Here is a 15,890-nt window from a genome sequence, read left to right as displayed (position 1 = left end):
CGTGAATACAAACAAGGACTATTGGATGCAACCTCCGTATATTGTTGATCTGAATGAGCAAAATTTTCGCCAAGTATTAGAAGGCTCTATGAGCACGCCAGTACTCATTCATTTCTGGGCGCCGATGAGTGAAGAAAGCGTTCAAATGATCCCATCATTAAAAGCATTAACAGAACAATACAGCGGTGCTTTTACCCTAGCCCTATTGAACTGCGAAGAACAGCAAGCTATTGCTGGTCAATTTGGCGTACAAACACTGCCGACGATCGCGTTATTCGTCAATGGTCAATGCGGTAGACGGACTAGGTGGTCCCCAGCCTCTTGAAGCCATCACAGCCATGTTAGCGAAACACCTACCAAGCCAAGATGAACTGACAGCACAAAAAGCGCTAGAACTGACTCAGCAAGACGCGCATGCCGAAGCTCTAACTCTCTTTGCGACTTTGTCAGAAGAATACCAAAGCAAGGGTGAAATTAAGCTCGCAAGAGCAAACAGTTTATTAGAAACCAATCAATTCGACCTCGCTGAAGCGATGCTAGACAGCATTCCGCTAGAATATAAAGACAATTACTATAAAACGTTAGTATCTAAGCTTGACCTGCACAAGCAAGCCGCCGACAGTCCAGAAATTCAATCATTAGAAGCCGCTCTACACGCTTCCCTAGCGAACTTAAAATCGTTGCAGAACTGGCCCTGCAATACCATCAAGTTGGTCGAGATGAAGAAGCTCTTGAGCTACTTTGGGGCCATGTTAGCCGCGATCTCAATGCGTTAGATGGAGAGCTAAAGAAGACCTTCATGGACATCCTCTCAGCTCTAGGACAAGGTAATCCAATCGCTGGTAAATATCGCCGACAACTCTACTCCCTGCTCTACTGATCAAACAAAAGGGAGGGAAAACCTCCCTTTTAATAACCTTCTGATATTATTTACAATTTAGTCATTTCCTTCGATACACAGCAATACACTATTCTATTTGCGCTCACGTTAATATTGATCCAGAATGGATTAAATTCTATACAAGGAGTTAGCTCATGGCTATTGATGCAATGGTTACTATTGGTGGTTTTATCCTCGTCGCAATCGTATTTTTAGTTGCTGGGGTTAAAACTGTATCACAGGGCGATAACTGGACTGTCGAACGTTTTGGACGCTACACCCATACCCTTAGACCGGGGCTGAACCTCATCATTCCATTTGTTGATTCCATTGGTAATAAAGTCAATATGATGGAGCGCGTACTGGATATCCCGCCACAAGAAGTCATCAGTAAAGATAATGCCAATGTGGTGATCGATGCCGTCTGCTTTGTGCAAGTCATCGACGCGGCCAAAGCCGCCTATGAGATCACTGATCTTGAACATGCTATTCGCAATCTTACTCTCACCAATATGCGTACTGTACTTGGCTCAATGGAGCTTGATGAAATGCTCAGCCAGCGTGACTCCATAAATACTAAGTTGCTTGCTATCGTTGATGAGGCAACCAACTCGTGGGGGGTAAAAGTCACCCGTATCGAAATACGTGATGTTCAGCCACCAGCCGATCTCACCGCTGCGATGAATGCTCAAATGAAAGCCGAACGAAACAAGCGTGCTGAAGTTTTAGAAGCGGAAGGGGTAAGACAGGCTCAGATTTTACGTGCAGAGGGACATAAGCAATCCGAAATCTTAAAAGCGGAAGGTGAGAAGCAAGCTGCTATACTTCAAGCAGAAGCGCGAGAAAGAGCCGCTGAAGCGGAAGCTAAAGCCACTGAAATGGTTTCAAAAGCTATCGCCCAAGGCGATATGCAAGCGGTTAACTACTTTATCGCGCAAGGCTATACTGATGCTCTAAAGTCAATTGGCCAAGCCGAAAACGGCAAGATCATTATGCTACCACTTGAAGCTACAGGTCTAATGGGGTCAGTCGCTGGCATCGCGGAAATGTTTAATCAATCCAAAGCTGATAACAAGGAAAAAGCGTGATTGAGCTACTAAACCAAGTTAACTACTGGCACTGGCTCGCATTTGGGTTACTTCTCTTATGTGGGGAGCTACTCGGCACCGCTGGCTATTTATTGTGGCTTGGGATCTCTGCTATGTTGGTTGGCATCATTGTCGCCTTTCTTCCTATCAGTTGGCAGCTACAATGGATAAGCTTTGGCGTATTCGCCCTTGTGCTCACATGGCTATGGTGGCGAAAACAGCATAAGACTGACACACGTTCAGACAACAGCAGAGTGCTAAACCAAAAAGATAAGCAGCTGATCGGTCAAACCGCCGTGTTAGATCATGATATCACTAAAGGCAAGTGCCGAATTAATCTTGGGGACACGTCTTGGACCGCCTATAGCGATGAACCCATAGCGTCAGGGTCATTAGTACGAGTCATTGATGTCGATGGCATTACACTTTTGATCGAAAAGGCGGATTAAACGTTCGAAACAGCAGCGCAAGTGCTATTGCGAAAATACTATTGCGAAAATGCAAATTTTAAGCAGCTCAATCGAGCTGCTTATTCTTTCTCTATCATTTGAAAATTAAAGGTTTTCCCCTTTGACATTAAGGTGTTCAATGTCTGGCCAACGCAGTTATTTTTACTGTGCTTGTGACTCGCACTCACCAACCCTTTACGATCGATCTTGACGCCTTGCTTTCCATCCATACTGCGATAATACACAATCCGGTTTTGATCCTGATATTCAGCAAATAAAGTAATTGAGCCGTTGCGATAAGGCTTACCGACTTCACACACCACCACATCAGGAAAGCCATCAAATACCTCAGCACTTGCCGTAAAAGCTAAGCAAATCGCCCACAATCCCCACCAGCGTCTTGCCATGATAGTCCTCTCATCCAATGTAGCCATAAATTAATACGCGAGCCCTTACCAGCCAGCGTTTTAATAACCTAGTATAATTTCAGCATGTAGTTAGGATAATTATTAAGTAGTTAGGATAATTATTGAGTCGTTAGGATAATGAATTACACGATTCTCCAAACGTAAAAAAACCTCTAATGAAACACTAGAGGCTATGGGTCATCTGTTATCGTTTATCGCTGACTGTGATTCGCTTACTGTTAGTCGTTCAGCGCTACGATGATTGGATTACCGCTCTTCGCTATTACGCTTATGCTTTGGCACATAGTTTAAAATCGAAATCGGCACAGGTTTACGAGGTTCAAAACCTTCAATCTCCACGCGTTCAAGCAGGTGCCCTAATCGACTTTCGATCATACATAAGTTCTTAAAATTATCTTTCGATACTAAAGACACGGCTTCGCCCGCTGCTTCTGCTCGCCCTGTACGACCAATTCGATGCACGTACTCATCTGCCGGGAATGGTAAGTCATAGTTAATCACAATAGAGTAAGTTTTCAATATCGATACCACGCGCAGCAACCCCTGTTGACACCAAGTATTGAATATTCCCAGCCTTAAAATCTTCAATCAGCTGCTGACGCACTTTTTGGTTACGACCACTATGGAACGCTTCCGCTTGAATTCCGCGCTTCTCAAGTTGACTCACTAGTTTTGCAGCACCGTGCTTCGTCTCGATAAAAATCAATGCCTGAGACCATGAATTCTCTGTTAATAGATGGCTTAACAATGATGACTTAATATCTTTATCAACCGTCACTATCCATTGCTTAATATTCCCCTTAGAGGCGCTGTGCTTAGCAATACTGATCTCAGATGGGTTATCAATCGCACTGCGGGCCAACTCTCGGACAGGGTTGGACAGCGTAGCGGAAAACAGCAGTGTTTGTGCGTCTTCTGGCACTCGAGCAATAATCTTGTTAATCGCTTCAATGAAGCCCATATCAAGCATTTTGTCAGCTTCGTCCAATACCAAGCATTCCACTTCATCAAAGTGAATAGCATGTTGACCATAAAGGTCTAACAACCTGCCAGGTGTTGCCACTACAATATCAATACCATCAATTAATGCTTGCTTCTGTGGTGCATAATCAACTCCACCATACATCGCCATGGATTTTAGCGACAATTCTTGACCGTACGTTTCAATACTTTGGTGAACTTGTTGCGCGAGCTCCCGTGTCGGAGTCAAAATAAGCGCTCTTGCCCGCTTCTTACGCTGGGTTTCCGCTCGACTTAATTTTTCTAGAATTGGTAAAACGAAGCTCGCCGTTTTACCGAGTACCAGTTTGCGCCGCAGCAAGTAGGTTGTCGCCGTTTAAAATGAGGGGAATGGCTTTATTCTGAATAGTGGTAGGCTTATCGTAACCTACTTTTTCAATCGCATTCAGTAATGGGGCACTGAGCCCAAGTTTAGTAAACGGCATAAAGAGTCTCTCACATTGTCGATGACGCGCTAGTAATAACGCGTGATGAATGACGCGCAATAAGGTGATGATAGTGTAGCAGATACGATATATATCGCAGAAAAAGCAAAACCCCTGATAACTCAAGGAGCTATCAGGGGTTTCTTAATAAATGGCGCGCCCTGTAGGATTCGAACCTACGACCACATCCTTAGAAGGGACGTGCTCTATCCAGCTGAGCTAAGGGCGCGCTACAGGGAAAGGATTATACGAGATGAACTCGGTAAATCAATGGCTTTCTTACTCTTTGTGATTCAAATGCCCAAAAAAACCACAACCTATCAGTCAATGGTGATATTTCAAACGAGGCAAACGTTTGCTTTCTGGCTTTTGAAATACTTTTCTGGGACAATACACACAAAAATAACAGCCAATTAACTTTCTCAAGGAAAATTATGACTGCTCAAAACATCGATGGGAAACTTATTTCTCAAACTGTCCGCTCTGAAGTCGCTGCACGAGTAAAAGCACGTACCGACGCTGGCCTTAGGGCGCCGGGCTTAGCGGTTGTTCTGGTAGGTGAAGATCCTGCCTCACAAGTTTACGTCGGAAGTAAGCGCAGAGCGTGTGAAGAAGTGGGATTTGTTTCTAAGTCTTATGATCTGCCTGCAAACGCAAACCAAGATGAGTTATTAAGCCTTGTAGATACCCTTAATAACGACCCTGAAGTAGATGGTATTTTAGTGCAATTGCCCCTCCCCGCAGGCATTGACGACACGCTTATTCTTGAGCGCATCATCCCAGAGAAAGACGTTGATGGTTTCCACCCCTACAATGTAGGTCGACTCGCTCAACGTATGCCTAAACTACGCTCTTGCACACCAAAAGGTATTATTACCCTATTGGATCGCTATAACATCCCAATGCGTGGCAAACATGCTGTCGTCGTTGGTGCATCTAATATCGTCGGCCGCCCTATGACACTTGAGCTTCTACTTGCAGGCTGCACCACGACGACATGTCATCGCTTCACTAAAGATCTAGAAGGTCATGTTCGTCAAGCCGATATCGTCGTAGTTGCCGTTGGTAAACCTAACTTCATTCCGGGTAACTGGATCAAGAAAGGCGCTGTCGTTGTCGATGTGGGTATCAACCGAATGGACGATGGCAAATTAGTTGGCGATGTGGAATATGATGTAGCAAAAAACAACGCCAGCTTTATCACCCCCGTCCCAGGTGGTGTTGGCCCCATGACCGTGGCAAGTTTGATTGAAAACACCATGATTGCCTGCGAGCAGTTCCACACAGCTAAAAAGTAACGCGCTACTTTTCAAATCTTCGAATACGCTAACACCTCAATTTGAGACATCAAGTTGAGGTGTTTTTATTTTTAACGCATATAAATCAATACAATAATTAATACTGGTTCTCATTTTTTCCCAATATACGTTTTGACAATTGGCATTTTGCACTTAGGTCACGGTTTTTCGACAGGTGCTCAGATAAAACTAGACCAAGATAAGAAATAACAATGAATCATGAGGATAAGACACTATGTACAAAAAGAGTGCCACGATTACTGCCGAAAGCGGCCTTCATACACGTCCTGCCGCCCTATTCGTTAAAGAAGCAAAAAAGTATGCGGAAGACGTAGAGCTTATCTCGCAAGGCAAAAGTGCCACCGCAAAGAATCTCTTCAAAATCCAAACATTAAACTTGGTAAAAGGGACAGAAGTGACCGTTCAGTCCTCAAATCGCCAAGCGGTTGACGAACTCACTCGTTTTTTAGAAGGCGTAACTGGCTAGATAACACCATTGGAGAAGAGTAGATAGGATACCGAAACAGATAATAGAAAGGCCTTAAGATAAAGATTCTTAAGGCCCTTTTTTTCGAATGTTTCTCTTTAATACAAAACTAAAGCGTACTAATCCATTGCAATTCGGTCAGCTAAATGACTAACCGCAAGCGCAAAATAATACGAACGGTTCCACTTCATCAGTACATTGTAATTGTTATAAACCAAGTACACGCGACCATTTTCGTCATCGGGCATAATTAGCCATGCTTTAATGTCCTCATCTAGCTGTGGCAGTGGGCGACCATCATAACGAGTGACGCCAAGTTTACTCCATTCTTGAAGATACTTACCTTTGGCTGCCTCTCGCCCTTGTAGCTCGGGTGAAATACCGTGAGGGACTTTAACTTGGCGTCCCCATGTATAACTGTCATCCCATCCCGACTGGGCAAGATAATTGGCGGTCGACGCAAAAACATCGGCTTCTGAGTTCCAAATATCCTTTTTCCCATCACCGTTACCATCGGCCGCAAAGTTTAAGAAAGAGCTCGGCATGAACTGACTCTGCCCCATTGCCCCCGCCCATGAGCCTTTCATTTTATCTGGGGCAATATGTCCTTGCTCCAAAATAGTCAACGCTGCGAGTGCTTCTTTACGGAAAAAGGCTTCACGTCGCCCTTCATAAGCTAAGGTCGACAACGCATCAATAACTCGATAATTGCCTGTAAAGGTACCAAAATTGCTCTCTACGCCCCAAAGCGCGACGATAAAGCGAGACTGAACACCATATTCATCCGCGACTTGTTGAAGTTCAGCGTAGTATTTTTGGTGCAATTCTTTGGCTTTTTTGACTTTCCAGTCTGGCACCGCTCGCGGTATGTACTCGTCTAGTGTTAGCTTTTTCTCTGGTTGATTTCGATCGGCAGTCACCGCCCTCGGCTTAAACTCTACGCCTTGGAATGCTTCTGTTAAGATCTGTTGCGAGATACCTAACGACTTTGCTTCTTGCTTTAAGCCTTCAACGTACTCTTCAAAGCTGCCTTTTTCTGATGCGAGTACGCTCGCAGATAAGCTGACGCCTAACACAACTGATAACATTCTTTTCAAAGTGCCCTCCCTAGAGCGTCTTCACCGATTTGTCTTATTGTTTTTTCTGCGCCTTTTTTTGCTCTTTATACGTTTCGAGCAAGTTCTCTTGCGGTGGTGGTAACTGTAAGAAAAAGCCCTCATTTTGTAATGACTGTTTAACGATATCGACATCCACCTGAGCAAGCGTTCGGCCATCCAATTTTACAACCATAACTAACGTCGGTTTTCCGAACATTTCAAGTAAGGCGTCAGGAACCTGTGAAAAGTCATCTTTCTTAGTGATATAGAGGTAAGCCCCTTGCTTTTTTGCACTTTTATAAATTGAACAAAGCATGATATGTCTCTTTTGTCACCGCTGTTTTTGTTGAAAAAAAGGCGATGCAGGTTGTTTAATCGAAAATGAGAGTAAATTATCTATTTGGGAGCAAGATAGCTTGCTGTCTTTAGTGTTGAAATATAACATGATTAGCCTAACCTAAAGCAATGTCATTGGCACAAGGATTTGATCATTAATGTCACCATCCCCTGATTTGAAAGGCAGTAGCTTCACCTTATCGGTGTTGCATCTTTCTGACAACGATGTGTCTAAAGCCGTTCACTTTTTAAAAGAAAAAGTGAATCAAGCTCCAACTTTTTTGCTGCGGCACCCGTTGTCTTGAATATCAGCCAAGTCCACGAAGATATCGTGTTTCTCGACCTAAAACTAGGTATTGAAGAAGCCGGAATGATCCCTGTAGGTGTGACGGGGTGTAAAGATAAACGTACCCAAAATCTAGCATCTGACGCTGGATTTGCCATTATGACGGCAAGTAAAACGCCAGCCAAAGCGTCAAGCAAAAATGGAGCCGACCAAAATAATTCGTACTCCCGTGCGCTCCGGCCAACAAGTTTATGCCAAAAATGGCGACTTGGTGATTTTAAGCCACGTAAGTGCCTAGGTGCTGAAGTGATTGCTGACGGTACTATTCATATTCATGGCACACTCCGAGGACGCGCGATTGCAGGCGCTAGCGGCTCCACCGACGCAAAAATCCTCTGTCACGATTTACAAGCTGAGCTAGTTTCCATCGCTGGTAACTACTGGCTGAGCGACCAGATTGAAAGTGAATACTGGGGGAAAAAAGTTATGTTTGGTATGACAGACGACAGCCTCAGATTTGACATTCTCACGATATAGAAATTAAGGAAGTAAGAATAATGGCCCGCATTATTGTTGTAACATCAGGAAAAGGTGGCGTAGGTAAAACTACCTCTAGCGCTGCTATCGCCTCTGGTCTTGCGTTAAAAGGTAAGAAAACGGCAGTGATTGATTTTGATATTGGTTTGCGTAACCTCGATCTAATCATGGGCTGTGAACGTCGCGTTGTTTATGACTTCGTCAATGTCATCAATGGTGAAGCGACCTTAAATCAAGCGTTAATCAAAGATAAGCGCACAGATAACCTCTTTATTCTTCCTGCTTCACAAACTCGCGATAAAGATGCGCTAACACGTGATGGCGTGCGTCGCGTACTGGACGATCTTGATGAGATGGGCTTTGACTTTGTTATCTGTGATTCACCCGCAGGTATTGAACAAGGTGCACTAATGGCGTTGTATTTCGCCGATGAAGCCATTGTAACTACCAACCCAGAAGTCTCTTCTGTGCGAGATTCAGATCGAATCCTTGGCATTCTCGACTCGAAATCAAGACGAGCAGAAGAAAGCCTAGAGCCTGTAAAACAACACCTACTGTTAACTCGTTACAACCCAACACGTGTCAACCAGGGTGAAATGCTGTCGGTTGAAGATGTTGAAGAAATTTTACACATCTCTTTACTTGGTGTAATTCCAGAAAGCCAAGCGGTATTGAACGCCTCAAACAAAGGGAGTGCCGGTAATTTTCGACAATGAGTCAGACGCCGGATTGGCTTACAATGACACGGTTGAGCGCTTATTAGGAGAGCAGGTGGACTTCCGCTTCCTAACCGAGCAGAAGAAAGGTATTTTCAAACGTCTATTTGGGGGTTAATGCATGTCACTACTTGAATTTTTCCGCCCACAGAAGAAAAACTCGGCAAATCTTGCCAAAGAACGACTGCAAATCATTGTCGCTGAACGCCGCAGTGAAGGGTCGCCATCGCCCTCTTATTTACCGCAGTTGAAAGAAGATATTCTGAAGGTCATTGCTAAATACGTCGACGTGGATCCATCAATGGTCGACCTTTCATTTGAGCATAAAGATGACGATATCTCCGTACTCGAATTGAATGTTCAATTACCCGAAGATGAAAGGTAAGCGCGCTTTAGCCTAAATTAGCTCTTCGACTCACCTTCGAAAGTGAAGGCTCAATCATTGTAGATTGAGCCTTCAAAACCATTCCGGCCTTATAGATCCAGATCTTTATTATCAATACTCACCGGAACCAGCTTATTAATTAGATTAACCAACATAATCGAACGCGTATCGCCATCCTTCTCTTGAAAGATCGCATCAATACCTGCGAATTGACCCGCCGTTACTCGCACTTTTTGCCCGACATCGGGAAGTGCACCGTCTTCCGCCTCTACATGCGAATACACTGCTTGCTGAAGCTCAAACACCAAATCCCCTTGCACCTCGGTTGGCTGGGCACCAAAGCGAATAAAGTCAACCACGCCTCGCGTTGAACGTATTGTGGTAAAAGAAGGGCCTGCTTCAAAATCAAACTGAATAAAAATGTACGAAGGAAACAGCGGCTCTTTGACTTTTTGCCTTTTTCCTCGTCGAATTCTTTCCACTTCAACTTCTGGGTAAAAGCATTGTAAGCCTTGATTCTCTAGATGGAGCTTTGCTCTCGCTTGCTCACCGCGCTTACAATACAGTAAATACCAACGTTTCATTGTGTTCACTTAGCCTTAATTATTATAGTTCGCCTGCACTAACTGCCTTACATCGTACCACAAAGGCAACTTTTCCTAATAGGTAGTAGGGAGCTTCTTACAGCGCTTTATAGACAAAACAGTCACTTCCAATGCAATAAAAGTGAAAAGTTAGTTTCCAGCACGCAGCTTTCGTGCCCTCTTGGTTAAAAATTCTTACATTTTAACAACTTAGCTTAATCATTCATATAGGCTATAAAACAACCCTATTGCAGTTTTTAATTTTGTTATGTATATCTTGATGCACATTATATTCTTTCATAACTAAAATTAGTAAAACTTATGACAGCACAACACAACATTTTAGGTCACCCTCGGGGGCTGTTTTTACTGTTTGGTACTGAGCTATGGGAACGTTTTTCCTATTATGCGATGCGTGCCATTTTGGTCCTTTTCCTCACTGACGCAACGATGAATGGCGGTATGGGTTGGTCCACTAAAGATGCTCTGGACTTATATGGCATCTATACTGGACTGGTTTATATCACCCCTCTCATTGGTGGCTGGATTGCTGATAACTATTTAGGTCAGCGTCGTTCTATCATCATCGGCGGTGTGCTCATGGCTGCGGGGCAATTTACCCTTGCAATGCCAGTAGGTGCGATTGGGCTGCCCGCTGAGCAAGCTTTCTACCTAGGACTGGCTCTGTTGATTGCTGGTAACGGTATGTTCAAACCAAACATATCAACAATGGTTGGCGATCTTTATAAAGATGGTGACAACCGTCGTGATGGCGCGTTTACTATTTTCTACATGGGCATTAACTTAGGCTCACTACTTGCGGGTATTGCTTCTGGCTCAGTCACTGGCTCTTACGGCTGGCGTGCTTAAGCTTCCTGATTGCAGGCATTGGCATGGTGATCAGTATTATCATGCAACTGACTATGTCTAAATCATGGTTAGGCGATATTGGTACGGTTCCTGCGGCGGCTCGCGCTAGAGCACTCAACAAAAACAAAACGAAAGCGCCGTTAACTCGCGAAGAACTAGATCGTCTTAAAGTCATTCTTATTATGGGCTTGTTTGTTATTGTTTTCTGGGCTGGTTTTGAACAAGCTGGCGGCTTGATGAACATCTACACGCAGCAATATACAGATCGCATGATTGGTAGCTTTGAAGTCCCAGCGGCTTGGTTTCAGTCTCTTAACCCGTTCTTTGTGATTACGCTTGCTCCCGTTCTAGCCGCGCTTTGGGTCAAACTGGGTAAACGTGAACCTAACTCTCCAGTTAAATTTGCTTTGGCACTGTTCTTCCTTGCGCTTGGTTTCTTGTGCATGGTGGGGGCGGTAATGGAACAAGGCGGTGACACCAACGTGAAAACGTCTATGTTATGGCTAGTAGGTGCGTTCTTCTTCCATACGTTAGGTGAGCTGTGTATTTCTCCTATTGGTCTGTCACTGGTAACCAAACTTGCGCCACTACGTCTTGCTTCACTCATGATGGGCGCATGGTTTGGCTTTAACGCAATTGCAAACTACGTTGCTGGCTTGATTGGCTCACATGTGGGTGAGCTTGGCGCAATGTCCATCTTCGGTGGTATTGCTATCACAGCGGTCATCTCTGGCGTCATTTTGCTGCTATGTGCGAACACTTTGGTAAAATGGATGCACGGTGCAGAACAATCGGCAACATCAAACGCTCAAGAAATCGAAGAGCAACAAGCTCAAATCGCTTAATTGATTTGAAAAAAATAGATGCGTAACAAAAAACGCCGCTCTAAATAGAGCGGCGTTTTTTTATGCCTAGCAGCCAGTACACGTCTATTAATCCACAACTTTAATACCGTCGATAAGCCCTATGCTCAGTACCACATCAGCTCGATAAAGCATAAGCCCGATAAACCGTAACCTATAAGCTTGTGTTAACCAAATCGACCATCATGTCGATGTGCAGTTCTGAGTCGTTCAAACACTCTATATATTGGTAGGAATCACCGCCAGCTTCGATAAAAATATCACGGCACTCCACGGCAATCTCCTCTAAGGTTTCGAGACAATCAACTGAGAAGGCTGGTGTCATCACGTTTATACGCTTAATGCCTTGAGTCGGCAAAGCTTCTAACGTCTTCGCCGTATACGGCTGTAACCACTCTTCACGCCCAAAGATAGATTGGTAGCTCATTCCTATCTGAGAGTCGTCCAATCCTAGTTCTTGCGCCAATAACCTCGTCGTGTGCTCACAATGTTGAGGGTACACATCACCATTATCAGCATAGCGTTTTGGAATACCATGATAGGAACAAAGTAAATAGTCTTGTCCGTGCTTGTCCCAATGTGCTCTCACTTTTTGTGCTAGCGCTTTGATGTAAAGCGGATGCTGATAATAATCTCGAATAAAGTCGATACTTGGTATCGTCGACAGTGACTTACACGCTTTTGCTAATCCATCAAAAACTGCGGCACTCGTTGTCCCCGAATATTGTGGGTATAAAGGCAATACAATCACCTTCTCTACCCCTTGCTCTAGCAAAGAGGACATCCCATGCCTTAATGATGGGTTGCCATAGGTCATTCCCAGCTCTACAGGTACATTCAGGCGCTCTTGAAGCGCCTTCACTTGCCTTACTGAGTGCACCATCAAAGGAGAACCGTCATCCATCCACACCGACTGGTAGAGCTTCGCCACTTTTGGCGAACGAACTGGCAAGATAACACCGTGTAAAATGGGGCACCACAGCCAACGAGTCATATCTACGACTCTATGATCATGTAAAAACTCACCTAAGAATGCGCGCACTGCTTTTGGTGTCGGCGCATCTGGAGTGCCCAGGTTAACCAAGAGTACTCCCGTGTTTGGTGCCATGCTCATAGACTTCCTTTTGATTTGATCAAATAACAATGGCGATTATACCCATTGAATCTAGGATTGGATCAATAAAAAAAACGACCCTAAAGGGTCGTTTTTTAACAAGATTCACGAATCAGCAATTAAGATAGTGCTTTTTCGATGTCTGCACTTACCGCGTCAACTTGCTTAGTACCATCAAACTTAAGGTACTGAGTGTTGCCTGCTTCAGCTTCTTTGCCGTAGTAAGCAATCAACGGCGCAGTTTGATCATGGTAAACACCTAGACGAGCACGTACTGTCTCTTCTTTGTCGTCATCACGAACCACTAGATCTTCACCAGTGATATCATCTTTGCCTTCCACTTTAGGTGGATTGTAAGTCACGTGGTAAGTACGACCTGACGCTAGGTGCGCTCGACGACCCGCCATACGATCAACAATCACGCTATCCGCTACGTCAAATTCAATCACGTAATCAACGTTAACGCCCATTTCTTTTAGGCCGTCAGCTTGAGGGATAGTGCGAGGGAAGCCATCTAGCAAGAAACCTTTCTCACAATCGTCTTGAGCAATGCGCTCTTTAATAAGACCTAAGATGATTTCATCTGAAACAAGTTGACCTGCATCGATAACCGCTTTCGCTTTCTTACCAAGCTCTGTGCCTGCTTTGATCGCTGCACGAAGCATATCACCAGTAGAAATTTGAGGAATCCCGTATTTTTCCATGATGAATTGAGCTTGTGTGCCTTTACCAGCACCTGGAGCACCTAGAAGAATGATGCGCATGTTGTTTCCTCTTATAAATAAAAAGACTTTATACCGAAGCTCACAATCAAAGCATGGCTTTGAATAGCGTATCGACGATAAGTTTCGGTATAAAAGTGAAATGAATGATTATTCAAGCGTCGCATTCTAGCATAGAAAATTCTCGCTTGGCGTGAAATACGACTAAAGAATGCCCGTAGAAAAGATAAAGTTAGCTAAAAACGAGATCCTCACTACGAAAAAACAATGAGCCCAGCACGCTGAGCTCATTGTTTTCAATAAACGTGACTACTTCACATTAGACAAAAGTCGGTTAACCGCACCTAGGAATTGCGAAGGATCCGTCATCGACCCGCGCTCAGCAAGCATGGCTTGTCCAAGCAATACTTCTACCCAGCCGCCAAACGCTTCTTCATCAGCTTCATCAGCCATGCGCTTAACCAATTCGTGCTCAGGATTAATTTCAAAGATGTATTTCACCTCTGGCACTTCCTGACCCGCCGCTTCTAGCAACTTCGCCATTTGTGTGCCCATTTCGAAATCATCCGTCACCACTACTGCTGGTGTCGTGGCAAGCTTAAAGGTTGTACGAACCTCTTTCACTCGATCGCCTAGGTAAGCTTGAGTGCGCTCTACCACTGACTTGAATTCTTCTTCTGTTTCTTTGTGCTTCTCTTTCTCAGCTTCGTCTTCAAACTTGCTCAGATCAAGACCCGACTTTGTGATCGACTGGAACTGCTTGCCATCAAACTCAGTCAGGTAATTCATTAGCCATTCGTCAATGCGATCAAACATCAGTACCACTTCGATGCCTTTCGCCTTGAATTGCTCTAAGTGAGGGCTATTCTTAGCCGCTGCATAACTATCTGCTGTCAGGTAATAAATCTTATCCTGACCTTCTTTCATGCGCTCAATGTAAGAGGCCAAACCGACGGTTTGCTCTGCTGAATCCACCTCTGTGGAAGCAAAACGCAACAGACCCGCCACTTTTTCTTTGTTACCCATGTCTTCTGCTGGGCCTTCTTTTAGCACCAAGCCAAACTCTTTCCAAAACGATTGATATTTTTCTTCGTCGTTTTTTGCTAAACGCTCTAGCATTGTTAATACACGTTTCGTACAAGCATTACGTAGCGATTGCGTGACTTTATTATCTTGCAAAATTTCACGAGATACATTGAGAGGTAAATCGTTTGAATCAATCAAACCACGAATAAAGCGTAGGTAAGAAGGCATGAACTGCTCGGCGTCATCCATAATAAACACGCGCTGAACATAAAGTTTTAAACCACTTTTATGGTCACGGTTCATCATATCAAACGGCGCTTTAGCTGGGATATATAGCAAGCTCGTGTAGTCGTTTTTGCCTTCTACTTTATTATGACTCCACTGAAGTGGGTCTGCAAAGTCATGAGAAACGTGCTTATAGAACTCTTGATATTCTTCGTCGCTGATGTCTGACTTATTGCGAGTCCACAACGCTTGTGCTTTGTTGATTTGTTCCCATTTGGTTTCGCCTGTTTCTTTGCCTTCCTCGTCGCGCTCTACGGTTTGGATAGAAACAGGGATGCCGATATGATCAGAATACTTGCTGATGATTTCTTTTAAACGCCACTCTGATAGGAACTCTTTTCCTTCTTCACGCATGTGAAGGACGATATCAGTACCACGCGTTTCTTTAGTAATGTTTTCAATCGAGTACTCACCTTCGCCAGCAGAGTGCCATTGCACGCCCTGCTCGGCAGACGCACCAGCCGCACGAGTGCGAACCGTCACTGCGTCAGCAACAATAAACGCGGAATAGAAACCCACACCAAACTGGCCGATAAGTTGCGAATCTTTACCTTGCTCTTCAGAAAGCTTAGAGAAAAACTCTTTTGTGCCTGATTTTGCGATCGTTCCTAAGTGCTCAATCACGTCATCGCGTGACATACCTACGCCGTTATCAGAAACCGTTAAGGTATTATGCTCTTCACTAAACGATAATTTCACACCAAGTTCAGCATCACCTTGATACAAATCACCGTTAGAAAGCGCTTGGAAACGCAGCTTATCTGCGGCATCCGATGCATTCGAGATCAGCTCTCTAAGAAAAATTTCTTTATTGGAATACAGAGAGTGAATCATTAAATGAAGTAATTGCTTTACTTCGGATTGAAAGCCACGAGTTTCTTTATTACTTGTTTCGGTTGCGCTCATGTTATCTCCATCACACTTTTCGTATCAAGTATCGACATTTATTTGCACTCGATACACTTAAGATTGTTCTGGTAAAGAAATGAGGCTG

12 protein-coding genes, 1 tRNA gene and 5 pseudogenes are annotated in these 15,890 nt (G+C 44.2%); 9 read left to right on the top strand and 9 right to left on the bottom strand.

Features of this window, described 5'->3' with window-relative positions:
- Positions 1 to 25 precede the first annotated feature (25 nt).
- The 3 genes and pseudogenes from AC0L66_RS04955 (at position 26) to AC0L66_RS04945 (ending at position 2,417) form a co-directional block, all read left to right on the top strand.
- Positions 26 to 880: pseudogene (locus AC0L66_RS04955) on the top strand (co-chaperone YbbN).
- Positions 881 to 1,035: 155 nt separating this feature from the next.
- Positions 1,036 to 1,968, top strand: coding sequence for an SPFH domain-containing protein (locus AC0L66_RS04950; protein WP_265674579.1), 933 nt, complete (start codon positions 1,036 to 1,038; stop codon positions 1,966 to 1,968).
- Positions 1,965 to 2,417 (top strand): NfeD family protein, encoded by a 453-nt coding sequence (locus tag AC0L66_RS04945; protein WP_265674578.1) that lies wholly within the window; start codon positions 1,965 to 1,967, stop codon positions 2,415 to 2,417. Before AC0L66_RS04950 ends, AC0L66_RS04945 begins: the two co-directional genes overlap by 4 nt.
- Before the next feature lie 80 nt (positions 2,418 to 2,497).
- Here the strand turns inward: AC0L66_RS04945 and AC0L66_RS04940 are convergent, their stop codons facing one another.
- The 3 genes and pseudogenes from AC0L66_RS04940 to AC0L66_RS04930 form a co-directional block, all read right to left on the bottom strand.
- Positions 2,498 to 2,824, bottom strand: coding sequence for a hypothetical protein (locus AC0L66_RS04940; RefSeq protein WP_265674577.1), 327 nt, complete (start codon positions 2,822 to 2,824; stop codon positions 2,498 to 2,500).
- Positions 2,825 to 3,091: 267 nt separating this feature from the next.
- Positions 3,092 to 4,290 (bottom strand): annotated as a pseudogene (locus AC0L66_RS04935) (DEAD/DEAH box helicase).
- Between the two features lie 152 nt (positions 4,291 to 4,442).
- A tRNA-Arg gene (locus AC0L66_RS04930) sits at positions 4,443 to 4,519 on the bottom strand.
- 205 nt (positions 4,520 to 4,724) lie between these two features.
- Between AC0L66_RS04930 and folD the strand changes: the two genes are divergently transcribed.
- Positions 4,725 to 5,588, top strand: coding sequence for a bifunctional methylenetetrahydrofolate dehydrogenase/methenyltetrahydrofolate cyclohydrolase FolD (folD, locus tag AC0L66_RS04925; RefSeq protein ID WP_265674575.1), 864 nt, complete (start codon positions 4,725 to 4,727; stop codon positions 5,586 to 5,588).
- A gap of 235 nt (positions 5,589 to 5,823) precedes the next feature.
- Entirely contained in the window at positions 5,824 to 6,075 is a 252-nt protein-coding gene (locus AC0L66_RS04920; RefSeq protein WP_265674574.1) for an HPr family phosphocarrier protein, read from the top strand.
- 119 nt (positions 6,076 to 6,194) lie between these two features.
- Here the strand turns inward: AC0L66_RS04920 and AC0L66_RS04915 are convergent, their stop codons facing one another.
- Together AC0L66_RS04915 and AC0L66_RS04910 are read right to left on the bottom strand one after the other, a co-directional pair.
- A complete protein-coding gene (locus tag AC0L66_RS04915; RefSeq protein WP_265674573.1) occupies positions 6,195 to 7,172 on the bottom strand; it encodes a lytic murein transglycosylase in 978 nt (325 codons plus the stop codon).
- 34 nt (positions 7,173 to 7,206) lie between these two features.
- Positions 7,207 to 7,488, bottom strand: a complete 282-nt coding sequence (locus tag AC0L66_RS04910) for a YcgL domain-containing protein (protein ID WP_265674572.1) — start codon at positions 7,486 to 7,488, stop codon at positions 7,207 to 7,209.
- 178 nt (positions 7,489 to 7,666) lie between these two features.
- Here AC0L66_RS04910 and minC point away from each other — a divergent pair.
- The 3 genes and pseudogenes from minC to minE all read left to right on the top strand — a co-directional run bounded on the left by minC (position 7,667) and on the right by minE (position 9,432).
- Positions 7,667 to 8,331 (top strand): annotated as a pseudogene (gene minC / locus AC0L66_RS04905) (septum site-determining protein MinC).
- 20 nt (positions 8,332 to 8,351) lie between these two features.
- A pseudogene (minD, locus tag AC0L66_RS04900) lies at positions 8,352 to 9,165 on the top strand (septum site-determining protein MinD).
- A 3-nt stretch (positions 9,166 to 9,168) separates the two neighbouring features.
- Positions 9,169 to 9,432, top strand: a complete 264-nt coding sequence (minE, locus tag AC0L66_RS04895; RefSeq protein WP_250618504.1) for a cell division topological specificity factor MinE — start codon at positions 9,169 to 9,171, stop codon at positions 9,430 to 9,432.
- An 89-nt stretch (positions 9,433 to 9,521) separates the two neighbouring features.
- Here the strand turns inward: minE and rfaH are convergent, their stop codons facing one another.
- Positions 9,522 to 10,016 (bottom strand): transcription/translation regulatory transformer protein RfaH, encoded by a 495-nt coding sequence (rfaH, locus tag AC0L66_RS04890; protein WP_473568588.1) that lies wholly within the window; start codon positions 10,014 to 10,016, stop codon positions 9,522 to 9,524.
- Positions 10,017 to 10,337: 321 nt separating this feature from the next.
- Between rfaH and AC0L66_RS04885 the strand changes: the two are divergent.
- Positions 10,338 to 11,731: pseudogene (locus AC0L66_RS04885) on the top strand (peptide MFS transporter).
- 172 nt (positions 11,732 to 11,903) lie between these two features.
- On the opposite strand, the gene hemH reads toward AC0L66_RS04885, so the two are convergent.
- From hemH to htpG, 3 genes are all read right to left on the bottom strand, one after another.
- Entirely contained in the window at positions 11,904 to 12,863 is a 960-nt protein-coding gene (gene hemH / locus AC0L66_RS04880) for a ferrochelatase (protein WP_473568587.1), read from the bottom strand.
- A 119-nt stretch (positions 12,864 to 12,982) separates the two neighbouring features.
- Positions 12,983 to 13,627, bottom strand: coding sequence for an adenylate kinase (gene adk, locus AC0L66_RS04875; protein ID WP_265674567.1), 645 nt, complete (start codon positions 13,625 to 13,627; stop codon positions 12,983 to 12,985).
- Between the two features lie 267 nt (positions 13,628 to 13,894).
- The gene (htpG, locus tag AC0L66_RS04870) at positions 13,895 to 15,802 is read right to left on the bottom strand and encodes a molecular chaperone HtpG (RefSeq protein WP_473568585.1); all 1,908 of its coding nucleotides are present in this window, start codon (positions 15,800 to 15,802) and stop codon (positions 13,895 to 13,897) included.
- Between the last annotated feature and the right edge of the window lie 88 nt (positions 15,803 to 15,890).

The organism is Vibrio sp. GJ43-1 (assembly GCF_055808835.1).
This window is presented reverse-complemented; position numbering and strand designations above follow the sequence as displayed.